This is a genomic window from Pseudomonas sp. PA-1-3F (assembly GCF_021609665.1).
GTDB classification, from domain to species: Bacteria; Pseudomonadota; Gammaproteobacteria; order Pseudomonadales; family Pseudomonadaceae; genus Aquipseudomonas; species Aquipseudomonas paracarnis.
The window spans coordinates 1-17,265 of the sequence record NZ_WJZD01000024.1 but is presented as its reverse complement, the minus strand read 5'-3'; the positions used below and the strand labels follow the sequence as shown (position 1 = coordinate 17,265).

Annotated in this window: 20 protein-coding genes; 11 read left to right on the top strand and 9 right to left on the bottom strand. The window is 61.1% G+C overall.

Annotation, left to right across the window (positions count from 1 at the left end; translation table 11 throughout):
• The first annotated feature begins 121 nt into the window (after positions 1-121).
• Together GIV26_RS17865 and GIV26_RS17860 are read left to right on the top strand one after the other, a co-directional pair.
• Positions 122-571, top strand: a complete 450-nt coding sequence (locus GIV26_RS17865; protein WP_137211423.1) for a YcgN family cysteine cluster protein — start codon at positions 122-124, stop codon at positions 569-571.
• Positions 572-584: 13 nt separating this feature from the next.
• On the top strand, positions 585-1,805 hold the full coding sequence (locus tag GIV26_RS17860) for a hypothetical protein (RefSeq protein WP_236281700.1): 1,221 nt from the start codon (positions 585-587) through the stop codon (positions 1,803-1,805).
• An 82-nt stretch (positions 1,806-1,887) separates the two neighbouring features.
• Here GIV26_RS17860 and GIV26_RS17855 read toward each other — a convergent pair whose 3' ends face one another.
• The 4 genes from GIV26_RS17855 to GIV26_RS17840 form a co-directional block, all read right to left on the bottom strand.
• Positions 1,888-2,238 (bottom strand): YgaP family membrane protein, encoded by a 351-nt coding sequence (locus tag GIV26_RS17855; RefSeq protein WP_014717485.1) that lies wholly within the window; start codon positions 2,236-2,238, stop codon positions 1,888-1,890.
• Between the two features lie 67 nt (positions 2,239-2,305).
• Positions 2,306-2,773 (bottom strand): RNA methyltransferase, encoded by a 468-nt coding sequence (locus tag GIV26_RS17850; RefSeq protein ID WP_236281698.1) that lies wholly within the window; start codon positions 2,771-2,773, stop codon positions 2,306-2,308.
• A gap of 159 nt (positions 2,774-2,932) precedes the next feature.
• Positions 2,933-3,307: a YajD family HNH nuclease gene (locus tag GIV26_RS17845; RefSeq protein ID WP_236281696.1), complete on the bottom strand. Its 375-nt coding sequence runs from the start codon at positions 3,305-3,307 to the stop codon at positions 2,933-2,935.
• An 89-nt stretch (positions 3,308-3,396) separates the two neighbouring features.
• The gene (locus GIV26_RS17840) at positions 3,397-4,083 is read right to left on the bottom strand and encodes a spermidine synthase (RefSeq protein ID WP_034126624.1); all 687 of its coding nucleotides are present in this window, start codon (positions 4,081-4,083) and stop codon (positions 3,397-3,399) included.
• A 78-nt stretch (positions 4,084-4,161) separates the two neighbouring features.
• Here GIV26_RS17840 and GIV26_RS17835 point away from each other — a divergent pair, with 78 nt between their 5' ends.
• Positions 4,162-4,443 (top strand): hypothetical protein, encoded by a 282-nt coding sequence (locus GIV26_RS17835; RefSeq protein WP_054919987.1) that lies wholly within the window; start codon positions 4,162-4,164, stop codon positions 4,441-4,443.
• On the opposite strand, the gene GIV26_RS17830 is transcribed toward GIV26_RS17835, so the two are convergent.
• Positions 4,440-6,482, bottom strand: a complete 2,043-nt coding sequence (locus GIV26_RS17830; RefSeq protein WP_236281695.1) for a S9 family peptidase — start codon at positions 6,480-6,482, stop codon at positions 4,440-4,442. The genes GIV26_RS17835 and GIV26_RS17830 overlap by 4 nt on opposite strands.
• A gap of 24 nt (positions 6,483-6,506) precedes the next feature.
• On the opposite strand from GIV26_RS17830, the gene GIV26_RS17825 reads away from it, so the two are divergent.
• The 3 genes from GIV26_RS17825 to GIV26_RS17815 are packed head-to-tail and all read left to right on the top strand — an operon-like array spanning position 6,507 to position 8,397.
• Positions 6,507-7,037, top strand: a complete 531-nt coding sequence (locus GIV26_RS17825) for an MFS transporter (RefSeq protein ID WP_236281693.1) — start codon at positions 6,507-6,509, stop codon at positions 7,035-7,037.
• A gap of 30 nt (positions 7,038-7,067) precedes the next feature.
• Positions 7,068-7,844, top strand: coding sequence for a class II glutamine amidotransferase (locus tag GIV26_RS17820; RefSeq protein ID WP_003189615.1), 777 nt, complete (start codon positions 7,068-7,070; stop codon positions 7,842-7,844).
• A 10-nt stretch (positions 7,845-7,854) separates the two neighbouring features.
• The gene (locus tag GIV26_RS17815) at positions 7,855-8,397 is read left to right on the top strand and encodes a DUF2937 family protein (protein ID WP_236281691.1); all 543 of its coding nucleotides are present in this window, start codon (positions 7,855-7,857) and stop codon (positions 8,395-8,397) included.
• Positions 8,398-8,511: 114 nt separating this feature from the next.
• Here the strand turns inward: GIV26_RS17815 and GIV26_RS17810 are convergent, their stop codons facing one another.
• A complete protein-coding gene (locus GIV26_RS17810; RefSeq protein ID WP_034126629.1) occupies positions 8,512-9,432 on the bottom strand; it encodes a LysR family transcriptional regulator in 921 nt (306 codons plus the stop codon).
• A gap of 175 nt (positions 9,433-9,607) precedes the next feature.
• Between GIV26_RS17810 and GIV26_RS17805 the strand changes: the two genes are divergently transcribed.
• The 4 genes from GIV26_RS17805 (at position 9,608) to GIV26_RS17790 (ending at position 12,605) form a co-directional block, all read left to right on the top strand.
• A complete protein-coding gene (locus GIV26_RS17805) occupies positions 9,608-10,348 on the top strand; it encodes a 5-oxoprolinase subunit PxpA (protein ID WP_034126630.1) in 741 nt (246 codons plus the stop codon).
• Positions 10,345-11,049 (top strand): 5-oxoprolinase subunit B family protein, encoded by a 705-nt coding sequence (locus GIV26_RS17800; protein WP_060764437.1) that lies wholly within the window; start codon positions 10,345-10,347, stop codon positions 11,047-11,049. Before GIV26_RS17805 ends, GIV26_RS17800 begins: the two co-directional genes overlap by 4 nt.
• Entirely contained in the window at positions 11,046-11,957 is a 912-nt protein-coding gene (locus GIV26_RS17795; RefSeq protein WP_181124656.1) for a biotin-dependent carboxyltransferase family protein, read from the top strand. The genes GIV26_RS17800 and GIV26_RS17795 overlap by 4 nt, the downstream gene beginning before the upstream one ends.
• 105 nt (positions 11,958-12,062) lie before the next feature.
• Positions 12,063-12,605 carry a hypothetical protein gene (locus GIV26_RS17790; RefSeq protein WP_236281689.1) on the top strand — a complete coding sequence of 181 codons (543 nt, stop codon included), beginning with the start codon at positions 12,063-12,065 and terminating at the stop codon, positions 12,603-12,605.
• 42 nt (positions 12,606-12,647) lie between these two features.
• On the opposite strand, the gene GIV26_RS17785 is transcribed toward GIV26_RS17790, so the two are convergent.
• The 3 genes from GIV26_RS17785 to GIV26_RS17775 all read right to left on the bottom strand — a co-directional run bounded on the left by GIV26_RS17785 (position 12,648) and on the right by GIV26_RS17775 (position 15,961).
• Positions 12,648-13,826 carry a vWA domain-containing protein gene (locus tag GIV26_RS17785; RefSeq protein ID WP_003189625.1) on the bottom strand — a complete coding sequence of 393 codons (1,179 nt, stop codon included), beginning with the start codon at positions 13,824-13,826 and terminating at the stop codon, positions 12,648-12,650.
• The gene (locus tag GIV26_RS17780; RefSeq protein WP_003210690.1) at positions 13,826-14,671 is read right to left on the bottom strand and encodes an AAA family ATPase; all 846 of its coding nucleotides are present in this window, start codon (positions 14,669-14,671) and stop codon (positions 13,826-13,828) included. Before GIV26_RS17780 ends, GIV26_RS17785 begins: the two co-directional genes overlap by 1 nt.
• A gap of 213 nt (positions 14,672-14,884) precedes the next feature.
• Positions 14,885-15,961, bottom strand: a complete 1,077-nt coding sequence (locus tag GIV26_RS17775) for a DUF748 domain-containing protein (protein WP_236281687.1) — start codon at positions 15,959-15,961, stop codon at positions 14,885-14,887.
• A gap of 127 nt (positions 15,962-16,088) precedes the next feature.
• On the opposite strand from GIV26_RS17775, the gene cysK reads away from it, so the two are divergent.
• Positions 16,089-17,063 (top strand): cysteine synthase A, encoded by a 975-nt coding sequence (gene cysK / locus GIV26_RS17770; RefSeq protein ID WP_003189630.1) that lies wholly within the window; start codon positions 16,089-16,091, stop codon positions 17,061-17,063.
• Positions 17,064-17,265 lie beyond the last annotated feature (202 nt).

Sequence of the window (17,265 nt, the reverse complement as noted above, 5' to 3'; positions counted from 1 at the left end):
AACTACTGCGCCCACCCAGGCCTGACAAGTCTTGCAACACCGTCAGTCGTAAGCGCTTGGCCCCAACGGGCTTGGGCACTAGACTGGCGGCCTTTTCACCTTCCGATACTGATGCAGAGCCATGGCCGCCAAAGTCGAACCTTTCTGGATACGCAAAACCCTTGAGCACCTCGACCAAGAGGAGTGGGAGTCATTGTGCGACGGCTGTGGCCTGTGCTGCCTGCAAAAGCTTGAGGATGAGGACGACAACAGCGTCTATTACACGCGTATCGCCTGCAAACTGCTCGACCTGAAAACCTGCCAGTGCACTGATTACTCCAACCGCCGCGCCTCGGTGCCCGATTGCATCCAGCTCACGCCGGGCCAGGCCGACCAATTCAAATGGTTGCCGCCGACCTGCGGTTACCGCCTGGTCAGCGAGCGCAAGGACTTGCCGCTGTGGCATCACCTGGTCTGCGGCGACCGTGACGCGGTACACCACGAACGCATTTCCCAGTCCGGGCGCATGCTCAGCGAAGGCAGCGTGCCCGAGGACGACTGGGAGGATTACCTGATTTTCCGCGCAGGCTGAATGAGGAGTGTGTATGAAGGTGGCCGCCAAGTGGGCAGCGGGCCTGGTCGTGCTGGCGCTGAGCGGGCCGGGCTGGTGCGCGAAGAAAGTCGACCTGGATTACCACATCAAGCTGTTGCCCCAAAGCCAGCAGGCCGAGGTGCGCGTCAGCCTGTCCCAGGGCGCGGCGGTGCGCAGCCTGAACTTCGACCTGGGCCGCGACGCTGACTACAGCGACTTCAAGGCCGATGGCCAGTGGCAAGTCACGGGCAACCGTGGCCTGTGGCAACCCAGCCCTGACAAGGCCAGCCTGACCTACCGGGTGCGCCTGGCCCATGCGCGCAAGCCCGGCGTGTATGACACACGCATCACGCCCGGCTGGGCGTTACTGCGCGGCGAAGACCTGGTGCCGGCCGCCCGTCTCGACCAGCAAGACGGCGTCGAACTGGTCTCACGCCTGATGTTTGAACTGCCGACGGGTTGGAAGAGCGTCGAAACCGCCTGGCCGCGCATCGGCCAGAACAAATTCCGCATCGACAACGTGTCCCGCCTGTTCGACCGCCCCACCGGCTGGATGCTGGCGGGCAACCTCGGCAGCCGCCGCCTGCGCCTGGGTGATACCGACGTCACCGTGGCCTCGCCCAAGGGCCAGGGGATGCGCCGCATGGACGTGCTGACGTTACTGACGTTTGTCTGGCCCCAGGTGGAGGCCGCGTTCCCGCGCCATCCTGGCAAACTGTTGATTGTCGGTGCCAGTGACCCGATGCGGCGGGGCGCTTATTCGTTACGCGATTCGATCTACCTCAACAGCCGCACGCCGCTGGTTGGCGAAAATGGCAGCAGCCCGTTGCTGCGCGAAGTGGTGCAGGCCATCGGGCGCTTTAATGACCACGACAGTAGTGACTGGATCAGCGAGGGCTTGGGCGAGTACTACGCGATTGAGCTGATGCGGCGTGCCGGTGGCATCACCGATGAACGCTATGCGGCTATCCAGGCGCGGCTGACCAAAGAAGGCAAAGACGTCACCACTCTCAAAGGCGAGCACGTCAACGGCGCGAGGCTGGCGCGTTCGGTGGTGGTATTGCAGGAGCTGGACCGTGAGATCCGCGTGAAGACCCACAACAAACGCTCCCTGGACGATCTGGCGCAGGCGTTGATGCGGGTGAACAGCGTCAACACCAAAGAATTCGTGCAGTTGGCCGAGAGTGTGATCGGTGAGTCGTCGGTGGTACTGGACAGCAAACTGCTGCGCTGATCCAAACCCCTGTGCAATTCAAAATGTGGGAGGGGGCAAGCCCCCTCCCACATTTGAATCTCCAGCATGTCCAAGTCTCAGGTCAGGCTTTAGGTTTCACCGCCTTTTCAGCCGCCACTTCGGCCTTGGTCTTCAGGTTCTTCAACTCTTCACCGGCCCGTTCGATCTTGGTGCGCACGCTGTTCATTTCCTGGCGGCCCTGTTCCAGTTTGTCCTTGAGCGAACTGTGCCCGGTAAAGCCACGGGCCAGTGCCACGCCACCAATCGCCACCTGGATCAAGCCGAAAATCCCGCCGCGGCGCAAGCCTTTACCCACCATCATTACCCCGCCGGCCACCGAGCCGATGCGCTCCCAGCCATGCACGTTCTGGGTGGGTTGAGGCTTCAAGGGGGCGGCTTCGATGATAGGTCGCAAGGTTTTGCTGTCGCTCATGATCAGTCTCCAACAAGGGCAAGTGTTATTAGCTGACTGCGCGCATGTGCCGGATGTTCCCGCAATGTCAGTACTTGGGGCCCGAACGGGTGTTATTGCCCTTGGCCAGTCGGTCATAGAGCACCACGTTGACCGTGGCCGCCAGGTTCATGCAGCCGGTGGTGGGGATGTACACCACGTCCTCGCACCAGTCGCGGATCTCTTTGTCCAGGGAGCCGTCTTCGGGGCCGAAGATATACAGGGCCCGGTCGGGGTGGGTGTATTCAGGCAGCGGACGGGCGCCTTCGACCAGTTCCACGGCCACCGGAATGCAGCCCAGGGGCAGGATCTTTTTCAGGTCGTCGATGCCGATCAGCGGGATATCGTGGTGCACCTTCTTGGTGTCGGTGATGAAATCCCGGGCGCGCTCGTAACGCACGCCGGTGTAGAACACCGAGGCCACGCGGTAGCAGCCGGCGGCACGCATCACCGAGCCGACGTTTTCGGGGGATTTGGGGTTATACAGACCGATGCAGCTGTAGCGTTTATTGCCCACGGGGAAGGGTGCCTTGAGAAAAACGGCGATTATACGGCCTGGGGGGATGCAGTGCTTGGGCGATCGCATCGCGGGCAAGCCCGGCTCCCACGGGGAAATGCATTCCTACTGTGGAAGCTGGCTTGCCTGCGATGAGGCCGGAACAGGCAAAGAAGAACGTTAGTCTTCCTTCTTCATCAACCCCGCCAACGCCGCAAACGGGTTGTGCGTTGCCTTGGCAATGCTCGGGCTGCTGGTGGAGCCTTCGCTGAAGTATTGCTGGTCGGTGTAGCGCGAGTGTTCGTTGTCGTGGCAGTACAGGCACAGCAACTCCCAGTTGGAGCCGTCCTGGGGGTTGTCATCATGGTTGTGGTTGCGGTGGTGGACGGTCAGTTCACTCAAGCGCTTGCCGGAAAACTCACGGGCGCAGCGGCCACACACGTGGGGGTACATCTTCAAGGCTTTATCGCGGTAGCCCATTTCGCGGTCGCGCTGGGCATCGGCGAGGATGCGGTCCAGCTTGGCGGTGTGGGAGGGTGGGTTATTCGAGCTCATCATGGCTCCTGGCTATTATTGGGTGGTTCACGGACAAGGTTGATTCTAGCCGCTCCCACAGGGGATTGGCGCTATTGAATCAACCGTGATCAGCCCTTGAGCTTCTCTGCAATCCAGATGGTATGCCGCGTGCCCTTGTTGCCATGGGCAAACACTTGCACTTCCTCGGCCTTGAAACCGGCCTTGCGCAGTTTGTCACTGAACAGCTTGTCGGCGCTGGCCGACCACACCGCCAGCACACCCTTGGGCCGCAGGGCCTTGGCGCACGCGGCCAGGCCACTGGCCGAGTACAGCCAACTGTTAGCTTTTTGCGTGAGCCCCTCGGGGCCGTTGTCGACGTCGAGCATGATCGCATCAAAGCCTTGGGGCTCGGCCTGCAGTACCTTGGCCACGTCTTCCAGGCGGACCACGGTGCGCGGGTCCAGCAGCGGGCGTCCGGATTTCTCCCCCAGTGGCCCACGGTTCCATTCCACGACGCCGGGCACCAGTTCGGCCACCACCACTTCGGCGCTCTTGCCCAAATGCTTGAGCGCCGCGGCCAAGGTAAAGCCCATGCCCAGGCCGCCGATCAGCACCCGTGATCCTGGGCGTCCGGCCACTTTGCGGCAGGGAATCTCCGCCAAGGCATCTTCGGAGCCGTGCATGCGCGTGTTCATCAACTGGCCACCGTCACCGCCCTGGATCTTGATGACGAAGTCCTCGCCGTATTCGAACAGGCACAAGGCACCGCCGTTGTCGGGGATTGGGGTGGTGTCCAGCAGAACAAAACGTTTCATGGAAATCTCATTGGGAAGGGCATTCTTGCGCGGTTGGGAGTAGCCTTAGGGCATTCCGGTCAGGCCATGGAGCCATCGATGAAGTGCAGCATTCTAACGGTCATTGTGTTGAGCGCGCTCGCATTGGGTACCGCGCAGGCTCAGGAGTTACAAACCGTACCGGTCGCGCCCACGCCAACCCCAGGCGCGCCGGGCACGCCAACGCCCACGTTGTACCCGCAAGTCACGCCGCCCGTTGCGCCCAAGACCCATAATGGCTCGCCACCGCTGGCGCCCATCGTGCTGCCGGCACCGCCCAAGGACCAGACGGTCCCTGGCCTGCAGCAGAACGACAGCAAGCCGAAAACGCCGGGCGGTTAGACCAGACCGAGGGCCTTGAACACAAAGGCATATTCGAGGGCCACGTCACGTAAGCCCTGATAGCGCCCGCTCATGCCGCCATGGCCGGCACCCAGCTCGGTCTTGAGCAGCAGCAGGTTGTCGTCTGTCTTGGTATCCCGCAGCTTGGCCACCCACTTGGCGGCTTCCCAGTACTGCACGCGACTGTCGTTATAGCCGGCGATCACCAGCGTGGCCGGGTAAGCCTGGGCGCTGACGTTCTCGTAGGGCGCGTAGGCCTTGATGCGCGCGTACACTTCGGGGTCCTCGGGGTTGCCCCATTCGTCGTACTCGGTGATGGTCAGCGGCAGTTCCGGATCGAGCATGGTATTGAGCACATCGACGAACGGCACTTCGGCAATCGCCGCCTGGAACAATTCCGGACGCTGGTTGAGCACCGCGCCGATCAGCAGGCCGCCGGCACTGCCGCCGCTGATCGCCAGTTGTGGGGAGGTGGTCAGGCCCTCGGCGATCAAATGTTCGGCGCAGGCGATAAAGTCGCTGAAGGTGTTCTGCTTGTGTTCCTGCTTGCCGTTGCGATACCAGGCCTCACCCAGCTCACCGCCGCCGCGCACATGGGCGATGGCAAACGCCACGCCACGGTCCAACAAGCTCAGGCGCGCATGGGAGAACCACGGGTCCAGGCTTGAGCCGTAGGCACCGTAGCCATACAGGTACAGCGGCGTCGGCTTGCCGAGCTGGTCACGCTTGACCACCAGGCTGATGGGTACCTGAGTGCCGTCGGCGGAAGTGGCCCACAGGCGTTGGCTGACGTAATCGTCGGCGTTGAAGACGCCCAGTACCGGGGTTTCCTTGAGCACGACCTGCGCGCCTGTCGCCAGCTCGAGCTGACGCACTTGGGCCGGGCGATTCAAGGCCTCATAGCGCAGGCGGATCTTGTCGCTGGGGAACTCCAGGCTGTTCTGCACGTAGAGGCTGTAGGCGGCGTCAGGCAATTGCACCCGATAGGCCGGCACATCCTCCGGGTGCACTTCGATGACCGGCAGGCCACCGATGCGCAGGCTCAAGGTCATGGCGCTGGCGTTCAGGCTCACGCCGTCAAGCATGACCTCGTCGCTGTGGGGGATCAGGTTCTGCCAGTCGGCTTCGGTGGGCGGCGTGCCGGTGTCGGCGGCCACGTACAGCGCATGGTTGATGCCGTCGCGGTTGCTGCGGATAAACCAGGTCCACTGGCCATTGCGCTTGCCGTGGTCGACGTCGTATTCGTGGTCTTCGACCCGTGGCGCCAGGCAGGTGAAGGCCAGGTGCGGTTGCTCGGCGTCCAGCGCCCAGACTTCGCTGGTGGTCTTGCTGCCCAGGGCCAGCAACAGTTGGCGTTCGGAGCTTGAGCGGTAGCAATGCAGGAAGAAACGGCCGTCGGGCTCGTGGAAGACTTCCTGCGCTGCGGTGCCGTCCAGGCGATAGCGATACAGCTTGTGCGGGCGATGGGTGTCGTCCAGTTCGCCGAAAAACAGCGTCAGGCTGTCATTGGCCCAGGTCATGCTGCCATCGCAGTTGTCGAACGCCAGTTCGCTGACCTTGTCGGTCGCCAATTCCTTCACGAACAGGGTGTAAATCTCTTCGCCGCTGGTATCGAGGCTGTAGGCCAGGCGTTGGTGATCGGGGCTGATGCTGAACGCGCCCAGGGAGAAAAAGCCGCCATTGGCCAGCACGTTCGGGTCCAGCAACAGCTCTTCGCTGCTGGTGTCCACCTGGTTGCTGTCATCGGCCGGGCGGCGGCAGCGGTAATGGCGGGCGTATTCGTCGCCGGCGGTGGTGCGGGTGTAATACAGATACGGGCCCCAAGGGGAGGGCAGGGACAGGTCAGTTTCCAGAATGCGGCCCTTGATCTCGTCGAACAGGGTCTCGCGCAACGCTTGCTGATCGGCCAGTTGGGCTTCCTGCCAGGCGTTTTCGGCCTTGAGGTAGTCGAGCACCTCAGGGTTGTCGCGTTCTTGCAGCCAGGCATACGGGTCTGGGCCTGGGGCCTTGCGGGCAATCGGTGCGGTGGAAATAGGCATAGATAATTCCCTATCTGGCAGACGGTGGCAGGCATTGCAGCCGCGACACGCAAAAGCCGTTATCATAGCCGCCTGTTTGCCAACCTTGCCATGGACACCATGACCGAGAACGACTATCTGACCGCTTGGGGCCTTTACGCCTTCGCCGCTTTGGGCTGCCTGTTGGTGTGGTGGCGCATGACCCGCTGGATCTGGCGCTGGCTGCGCGAGCCCCTGCAATTGCTGATGGCGGTGTTGCTGCTCAGCCCGACCATTGTCGACCCGGTCAAGACCCAGTTTGCGCCGGCCGTGGCCATTACCGCCCTGGACCTGGTGCTCAAGGTCGGCAACAACGCCTGGCGCGCCATTTCCGACCTGTTCATGTACACGATGATCGTGTTTGCCCTGTACATCGTGTTTGTGCTGATCCGCTGGCCCATCGAGCGCGCCGCCAACGCTCGCCGTGAGCGCAAGGCGGCTGCGGATGCGGCCTTGGCCGCCGAGCCGGAAGAAGACGACGAACCGTTCCGTCGTCCGGCGCCTGCCGGTGGTATGCGGGTCGAACCGCGCCTTTAACGTTGTCTGCCCTGCAGCGAGAGCCCTGGCATGTGTGAATTATTGGGCATGAGTGCCAACGTCCCCACCGATATCGTGTTCAGCTTTACCGGGCTGATGCAGCGCGGTGGGCGCACTGGCCCGCACCGCGACGGCTGGGGCATTGCCTTCTATGAAGGCCGTGGCCTGCGCCTGTTCCAGGACCCGGCTGCCAGTAGCGAGTCGGAAGTCGCATTACTGGTTCAGCGTTACCCCATCAAGAGCGAAGTGGTGATCGGCCATATCCGCCAGGCCAATGTGGGCAAGGTCAGCCTGGCCAATACTCATCCGTTCGTGCGCGAGCTGTGGGGGCGTAACTGGTGTTTTGCCCACAACGGCCAACTGGCGGACTTCAACCCCCGCGCCACCTTCTACCGCCCGGTGGGCGATACCGACAGCGAAGCGGCGTTCTGCGACTTGCTCAACCGTGTGCGCGAAGCCTTCCCCGAGCCGGTGGACATCGAACAGGTGCTGCCCGACCTGATCGCCGCCTGCGCCGAATACCGCAGCAAGGGCGTATTCAACTGCCTGCTCAGCGATGGCGACTGGCTGTTCTGCTATTGCTCGACCAAGCTGGCACAGATCACCCGGCGGGCGCCTTTTGGCCCGGCTCGGTTGAAAGATGTCGACGTGATCGTCGATTTTCAGGCCGAAACCACCCCCAATGATGTGGTAACGGTGATCGCCACCGAGCCGTTGACCGACAACGAAAACTGGACCCGCTACGAACCGGGCCAATGGAGCCTGTGGCGACGCGGTGAATGTGTCAGCCAGGGCGTTACCGAGTAAGGAATCGAGCATGTTGCTTAGCTATCTGCGGTTGGTGCTGTTTGCCGTTGGCTTGTTGGTCGGCGTGCAGGTGCCGGGGTTTATCAATGACTACGCCAAGCGCGTCGAAGCCCACTTGATCGAGGCCCAGACCGGCTTGCGCGGTTTCGAGTCCACGGCGCAGCAGTTTTTCAACGGTGATATGCAAGCCTTGGTGGCGCATTACCGCGCCAGCGATGACCCGGTATTCCAGAGCGACGCCAGCAGCCTGGGCGCTATGCTCGATCGCCAACTCGAGTTGGACAAGCAATACCAGGCCATGCAAGGCCCCTGGTACATCCGTGCCCTGCAAGTGGCGGTGGCTGCCGACCCGGATATCCGTTCGGAGACCTGGAATGGCTACAGCTACCAGATTCTGCTGACGCCTGAAGCCATGGGATGGGGCCGGGGCGGGGCGATGCTGGTGTCGTTCGACATCGAGTGCCTGTACCGCTTGATCGACTGGGTGGTGTTGGGCGGCCGGCGCCTGCGCCAGAGCCGGCCCATCGAAGAACGGGACCTCAAGGGCCTCTAACGACCCACTGATCGTTCCCACGCTCCGCGTGGGAATGCTTTTTCTGACGTTCCGCGTCGCGCTTGGAGGCGCAGAGCGCCCTAGGCTGCGTTCCCAGGCAGAGCGTGGGAACGATTAATCGGGTTTATGCAGTTGCATGCGTTCTGCACCGACTTGCTCGGCATAGCGGGCGACGACTTTCTGGCACAACCCCACAATCTCCTCCACCAATTCCACCCCCACGCGCCAGGACACTACCACCTGCAAGTTCGGCAGGCGCTGGGCCATGGGCAGCATCACCAATTCCCCTCGCTCCAGTTCTTCGCTGACCAGCACCGGTGGCAGCGCGCCAATGCCGAAGCCATCGCGCAGCAACCGGGTGATCGCCGACACCGAGTTCACACAGTTCATGCGCGGTGCGGCCACGCCATTGGCCTGCATCAAACTCAACACGTCCTGATGCGGGTGTGAGTTTTTCGAGTAGGTGATGATGCGTTCCTGGGCCAGTTCGGCGAGGGAGGCGTAGTCGCGGTTGTAGATCGACTGGCTGGCCACGATCCAGGCCATGGGGTGGCTGGCCAGTTCCAGGCTGCGCACGGTTTCCAGGCGCAGCAGGTCGGTTTGCAGGATCAGGTCAAGAAAGCCTTTTTGTAGCTGATCGCTGAGGTTCAGCGCGGTATCGGCGATCAGCTCGATCTCCACCAGCGGGAACAGTTTCATCAGTTCAGCGACCAGCGGGCTGAGCCAGGTGTGGATCACCGTGTCCATCGCGCCGATCCGAATGCGCCCGACCTTGCTGCTGGTGGTCTCCAGAGACTGCTTCAAACCCTGCATGGTCACCATCATTTGCTCGGCATAGTCGAGCACTTTCAAGCCTTCCGGGGTCAGGCTCACGCCTCGCGAGTCACGCAGGAACAGCTTCACGCCCAGCTCGCTTTCAAGCACGGCAATGCGGCTGGAAATCGAGGCCTGGGTGGTGAACAGCTTCTCGGCCGTGAGCCGGAAGCTCTTGAGCCTGGCCACCCAGACGAAGGTTTCGAGGAACTTCAAATTCATGGGATCAACTTTTTCTTATGCATGGATCGGTTTTTATTAGTTGGACGTCGCACCGGGCAAGCGCCAAAAATCGAGCTATTCCACGATAAGCGTCGTCGGGGTGTCAGGACAAGTTGCGAGTTCTGCGTAAAAAATCCCACACTACAAGAAAACAAAGCCTACAGGAGCGACCACCGTGAGCCGCCTGCTACTGAACTGCGACATCGGCGAAAGTTTTGGCAACTGGACCATGGGTCTGGACGCCGAAGTCATGCCGTTCATTGATTGCGCCAACGTGGCCTGCGGCTTCCATGCCGGCGACCCGAGCATCATGCGCAAGACCGTCAGTCTGGCGTTCAAGCACGGCGTACAAGTGGGCGCCCACCCGGCCTACCAGGACCTGCAAGGCTTCGGCCGGCGCTCCATGAACTACACGCCGCAGGAAATCCAGGACCTGTTGCACTATCAGATCGGCGCGCTGGACGGCATCTGCCGCGCTCAGGGCGGGCGCGTCAGCTATGTGAAACCCCATGGTGCGATGTACAACGACATGATGGCCAACCCCGCGCAGTTGCGTGCGGTGATCCAGGCCGTGGCCGCCTACGGCGACCTGCCGCTGATGCTGCTGGCCACCCGGGATAACCGCGCGGCCCAAGCGTTGGGTGATGAATACGGGGTGACGCTGTGGTTCGAAGCCTTTGCCGACCGTGCCTATGACAGCAAGGGCCATCTGGTTTCCCGCCAGTTGCCCGGCGCGGTGCACCATGACAGCGAAACCATTGTGCAGCAGGCCCTGACCCTTTCCCGTGGCGAATCGCTGATTGCCAGCGACGGCAGTCCATTGGTACTCCAGGCCAATACCCTGTGTGTGCATGGCGACAACGCCAGTTCGGTCGCTGCCGTGCAGCGTATCCGTGAAGCGTTGAAAACAGCATGAACCCACGCATCGAAGTGGTGGCGATCGACTGCCTGATGGTGCGCCTGTTTGACGTGATCGCCGAAGCCAACATGCCGTGGATGCTCGCGGCTACCGAGCGCCTGCGCAATGGCTTTGGCTTGGCATTGGTGGACCTGGTGCCGTCCTACACCACCTTGATGGTGCATTACGATCTCACTGCGCTAACCCCGGCCCAGGCCCGGGCGCTGATTGACCAGGCCCTCACCGATCTGCAACCCCAGGCCCAGGGCAGCGGCCAGTGCCATGTGTTGCCAGTGTGGTACGACCTGAGTGTCGGCCCGGAACTGACCTTGCTGTCCCAGCGCAGCGGGCTGCCCGTGGAGGAGGTGGTCCGCCGCCACAGCGCCCACGAGTACCAGGTATTCGCCCTGGGCTTTGCCCCTGGGTTTGCCTTTATGGGGCTGGTGGACGAAGTGCTCGCCACCCCACGCCTCAACACGCCGCGCAAACGCGTGGCCGCTGGCAGTGTCGGTATCGCCGAACGGCAGACCGCCGCTTACCCGGTGGTGTCCCCAGGCGGCTGGAACCTGATCGGCCGCACCCCGGCCAAACTGTTCGACCGTGAGCGCGACGGCTACAGCCTGATGCAGCCCGGCGACACGGTGCGCTTCGAAGCGGTCAGCCACGCGCAATTCATCCACTTGGGTGGCGACGACACGCCGCTGGAGGCGCAGGCATGAGCCGCTTGATCATCGAGGCCAGCACGCCGCTGTGCCTGTTGCAGGACGCCGGTCGTTTTGGTGTACGCCACCTGGGCGTGACCCAGGGCGGCGCGCTGGATTGGGTGTCGATGTCCTGGGCCAACTGGCTTTTGGGCAATGCCCTGGATGCCCCGGTGGTGGAAATTACCCTGGGGGGCTTTACCGTACAGGCCGAGGATTATTGCCTGCTGGCCTTGGCCGGTGCGGACCTGGGCGCCTATGTCGATGAGCGGGCGATAAGCCCCGGTCGCAGTTTTATCCTGCAAAAGGGCCAGCGACTGCGCTTCACTCAGCCGTGCAATGGGGCACGCGCTTATCTGGCCGCGCCCGGTGGCTTTGATGCGCAGACTGTACTGGGCAGTTGTGCCACGGTCGTGCGCGAAGCGTTGGGCGGGGTGGACGGTTGCGGCAAGGCACTGGCCCAAGGCGGGCGGTTGGCCTATTCCGGTACGGGCGGTGCAATGAAGGTGCTGGTCAACCCGGATGTGCAATCCGGTGCATCACTGGACGTGATCATCGGCGCGCAGATAGGCCAGTTCAGCGGGCAGAGTCTGTTTGATGCCTTCAACGCCGAATGGTCTCTGGACAGCCGTGCCGACCGCATGGGCGTGCGTTTGCTCGGCACGCCGTTGCAGTATCAGGGGCCGTCGTTAATTTCCGAAGGGATACCGTTGGGCGCGATCCAGGTGCCCCCGGATGGGCAGCCGATTGTGTTGCTCAATGACCGGCAGACGATCGGCGGTTACCCGCGGTTGGGCGCGTTGACACCTTTATCCTTGGCGCGGCTGGCGCAGTGTTTGCCGGGGGAGAAAGTCCGGTTGGCCCCGGTGGTGCAGGAAACAGCGCATCGGCAGCACATAGAGTATTTACGCAGGTTTTCAGCGTAAGTGGGTTTTAAAGATGAGTCCTACGACATTGCAGAATTTTGTCGTCTTTGCCCCAGCGCACAGCCATGCAAGCCTTGATTGGCTTATTCACTATCAGGCTTTGCTATGCGCTATTTGAAGATATATGCCCAGGATGTACTCGATAACGATATTCCGGATGTGGTCTATCTGGAGTTTTATGACACCGCCCAAACCCCCGCGCTTGTGCATCGGGCAACGGCATTTGATATTACTGACGATGGCCAGTTTGACTGGATTATTGCGGATGATCTCAATCAAGACGGCATTGTCGACAAGGTTGACCGGGAGATGGCACTGGAGTTTTCCCAGCTGTTTCTGGCGTTTCAGTGGTTCAGTCTCGATGAGCCCTTTGACAAATACCTGAAGGTGTTTGCCGGCGACTTCGATGACAACGGGATTCCTGATACGGTACGGCTGCACTTCCATCAGGGCGAGGGAGACCCTCGAGATGAAACCATCGTCTATTCGGCGGCGGTATACAGCGACGGGAATGGTCAAGGGGCCAGTGTTTCGATCAATCAGGATGTGAACAACGACGGGAAAGTAGACCGCCAGGATTCTGAACTGATCAAACAGTTCGCTGCGCTATTTCTCAGGTTTTCCTGGATCGACAGCGAGCACTGCTGAGTGCCGTGCCTGTAGCCGATAGCATCGGCTACAGGCCAGGGTTCACTTGGATAGAAAACGCATGCCCTCTTCAAGCCCGCGCAGCGTCAGCGGATACATTTGATCCTCCACCAACTCCCGCACAATCCCCGTCGACGCCGTATAGCCCCAGGTATCTTTCGGGTAGGGGTTAATCCAGATCAGCTTCTTGTACTTGGCCATGAAGCGCTGCATCCACACATACCCCGGCTCCTCGTTCCAATGCTCGACGCTGCCACCGGCCTGGGTGATTTCATAGGGCGCCATGGCCGCATCGCCGATAAAAATCACTTTGTAGTCGGCGCCGTATTTGTGCAGCAGGTCCTGGGTGGAGGTGCGTTCGGAAGTACGGCGCTGGTTGTTCTTCCACACCGATTCGTACACGAAGTTGTGGAAGTAAAAATACTCCAGGTGCTTGAACTCGGTCTTGCACGCGGAGAACAGCTCTTCGCAGATCTTCACGTGGGCATCCATCGAGCCGCCGATGTCGAACAGCAGCAGCAGCTTGATGGTGTTACGCCGTTCGGGGCGCATCTGGATATTCAGCAAGCCGGCATCGCGGGCGGTGTGGTCAATGGTGCCGTCGATATCCAGCTCTTCGGCCGCGCCCTGGCGGGCAAACTTGCGCAGGCGGCGCAGGGCGATCTTGATGTTGCGCGTGCCCAGTTCCACCTGGTCGTCGAGGTTCTTGTACTCGCGCTGGTCCCAGACTTTCACCGCCTTGCCCTGACGCTTGCCGGCGTCACCGACGCGAATGCCTTCAGGGTTGTAGCCGCCAGAACCAAAGGGGCTGGTGCCGCCGGTGCCGATCCACTTGTTGCCACCGGCGTGGCGTTCTTTCTGTTCTTCCAGGCGTTTCTTGAACTCCTCGATCAGCTTGTCGAGGCCACCCAGGGACTGGATCTGCGCGCGTTCTTCATCGCTCAAGGAACGTTCGAATTCCTTGCGCAGCCATTCTTCGGGGATCAGCGCCTGCAGGTGGTCGTCGAGCTTTTCCAGGCCGTTGAAATAGGCGCCGAAGGCCCGGTCGAACTTGTCGAAATGCCGCTCGTCCTTGACCAGAATCGCCCGTGCCAAGTAGTAGAACTCGTCCATGTCGGCGAAGGTCACGCGCTGTTTGAGCGCGTTGATCAGGTCGAGCAGCTCGCGCACCGACACCGGTACCTTGGCGGCACGCATTTCGTTGAACAGGTTGAGCAGCATCAGCGATTACCGCGACGGCTCATGAACGCCAGACGCTCCAGCAACTGCACGTCTTGCTCGTTCTTCACCAGGGCGCCAGCCAGGGGAGGGATGGCCTTGGTCGGGTCGCGCTCGCGCAGCACTGCTTCGCCAATATTGTCGGCCATCAGCAGCTTGAGCCAGTCGACCAGCTCGGAGGTGGACGGTTTTTTCTTCAGGCCCGGCACCTTGCGCACATCGAAGAACACGTCCAGCGCTTCGCTGACCAGGTCTTTCTTGATGTCCGGGTAGTGCACATCCACGATCTTTTGCAGGGTGGTACGGTCGGGGAAGGCGATGTAGTGGAAGAAGCAGCGGCGCAGGAACGCGTCCGGCAGCTCTTTTTCGTTGTTGGAGGTAATGATGATGATCGGGCGCTTCTTGGCTTTGATGGTCTCATCGATTTCGTAGACGTAGAACTCCATCTTGTCGAGTTCTTGCAGCAAATCGTTGGGGAACTCGATGTCGGCCTTGTCGATTTCATCGATCAGCAGGATCACCCGCTCTTCGGACTCGAAGGCTTCCCAGAGTTTGCCCTTCTTCAGGTAGTTGCGCACGTCGTGGACCTTGTCCACGCCCAGTTGCGAGTCACGCAAGCGGCTCACTGCGTCGTACTCGTAGAGGCCCTGATGCGCCTTGGTGGTGGACTTGATGTGCCAGGTGATCAGCTTGGCGCCGAAGGATTCGGCCAGTTGCTCGGCAAGCATGGTCTTGCCGGTGCCCGGTTCGCCCTTGACCAGCAATGGCCGTTCCAGGGTGATGGCGGCGTTGACGGCCAGTTTCAGGTCATCGGTAGCCACATAGGCCTGGGTGCCTTCGAACTTCATCGGTCATTCCTCGAATTCATCAATGGCCTGACTATACCGCGCAGCCCCGGCGACTGTGAACGCAGACGGGGCATTCAGTCTCTGAATGGCGGGTCACATCAGCCCTGGCCCATGCAGGAAGTGTGGGAGCTGGCTTGCCTGCGATGACGGTGTATCAGTGACAGATGAGCTGGCTGACCCACCGCCATCGCAGGCAAGCCAGCTCCCACAGGGTTAATCAGCGCTGGGCTTGGGCTGTTCGTAACGAGCATTGAACGCCTGGATGAACCCATTGCGCAGAATTGCGATCACCGCAGAAAACGCACTGACATTTTGCTGATGCACGCTACCGCTCAGCTCTACACGGGTGGCGAACTGGTTTTTACGCTGGTTTTTCAGCACGGTTTCGCTGGCGCCCACCACGGCTTCCCAGATCGAACGGAAGATATTCTTGTCCTGGTTTTCAACGTCTTGTTGCCAGTCGAACACCTCCACATCGCGCAGCAGCGGCTTGATGTAGCCGGTGAGCCGGCCATTTTCAGCCTGGGCTTCGATCACTACATCGCCCGTGCCGGCCTTGAAGTCGAACTTGCCATAGGCAGAGGCGAAGTCATTCATGCGTTTTAGTTGCAGGTCGCGGGCGCGGAAGCGGAACTCGAACTCTTCGAAATCGCTCAGCGGGTCAAAGGTGGCGTTGGCTTCCAGGGGCGCCTGGCCTTGCAGCAGTGCCTGGCCTTCAAAGCGTGCATCACGCTTGCCTTTGACATCCACCACATTGGTCAGGTTATAGAAGCTGGCGTTGACCCCGGTGGCGTTGATATTCACCTGGGGCTTGGAGCTGAAGTTATGGAAGGCGATCTCGCCGTCTTCGATGCGCACTTCATTGAGGGTAATTGGCAGCAGCTTGCGCAGTTGTTCCTGCCAATCGGTGCCTTTACCGGTCTGGGACGCCTGCTTGTTGGCCCCGCCATCGACGAAGTTGATCTGCGGGCGCACAAAATGCCCCTCGGCCACGACGGCATGGTCGTACCACAGCGAATGCCAACTGACTGCGAACTCGATCAGCGGCGCCTTGACGAACGGTACCGGGACCTTGCCGTCCACCTTGACGATTTGCAGGCCGTTGATCCGGTATGCGCCGCGCCATAGCGCCAGGTCCACATCGGCAATCTCGCCGCGGTAATCGCCCATATTGGCGAGTTTGTCGTTCAGGTAGTTGCGTACCAGGTAGGGCAGCGCGATGTGCACGGCAATCAGGACCAGCACCAGAGCGGCGATTGTCCCTAACGGCCAACTGTAGCGACGTTTCATTGGGCAGTTCTCCTAGCTTGTAGGGGATTGACTGTTCTGATCGTCGCAACGTTCCTCCTTCTGGACGCTTGGGAGCACGAGGCATACCCTTGGGGCCTTTCCCAAAGTCTCGACAACAGGAATCGCCATGAGCCGCATCTTCGCAGACAACGCGCACTCCATCGGTAATACGCCTCTGGTTCAGATCAACCGCATCGCACCGCGTGGCGTGACGATCCTGGCCAAGATCGAAGGGCGCAACCCGAGTTATTCGGTCAAGTGTCGCATTGGCGCCAGCATGGTCTGGGATGCAGAAAGCAGCGGCAAGCTCAAGCCGGGCATGACCATTGTCGAGCCGACTTCGGGCAACACCGGTATCGGCCTGGCGTTTGTCGCCGCCGCCCGTGGCTACAAATTGCTGCTGACCATGCCGTCGTCCATGAGCCTTGAGCGCCGTAAAGTACTCAAGGCCCTCGGCGCCGAGTTGGTACTCACCGAGCCGGCCAAGGGCATGAAGGGCGCCATCGACAAGGCTGCCGAGATCGTCGCCAGCGACCCGGCCACCTACTTTATGCCGGCCCAGTTCGATAACCCGGCAAACCCTGCGATCCACGAGAAAACCACCGGCCCGGAAATCTGGAACGACACCGATGGCGCCGTGGACGTGCTGGTGGCAGGCGTGGGGACCGGCGGCACGATCACCGGAGTATCACGCTATATCAAGAACACGGCGGGCAAGCCGATTCTGTCGGTGGCCGTGGAACCCATGGTTTCCCCGGTGATCACCCAGGCCTTGGCGGGTGAAGAGATCAAACCCAGCCCCCACAAGATCCAGGGCATCGGCGCCGGATTCGTGCCGAAAAACCTCGACCTGTCGATGGTCGACCGCGTGGAGCTGGCGACCGACGAGGAGTCCAAGGCCATGGCCCGACGCTTGATGCTGGAAGAAGGCATCTTGTGCGGGATCTCCTGTGGCGCCGCCATGGCCGTGGCCGTGCGCCTGGCCGAGAAGCCGGAGATGCAGGGCAAGACTATTGTGGTGATCTTGCCGGACTCCGGTGAGCGCTACCTGTCGAGCATGTTGTTCAGCGATTTGTTTACCGAGCAGGAAAACCAGGCCTGATCTTAAGGGCAACCCTGTGGCGAGGGAGCTTGCTCCCGCTGGGTTGCGCAGCGGCCCCATTATTCTGGGAGCGCTTCGCACCCCCCCCGGAGCACGCGCCCCCCCCCCCACGCTGGTGTTTGTTCCCCCCGCCGGCTGCGCCTTCTTCCCAATAGGCCAAATGGTTATTATTGCGCCGTTTCTCTTATACTCCTATCGCTCC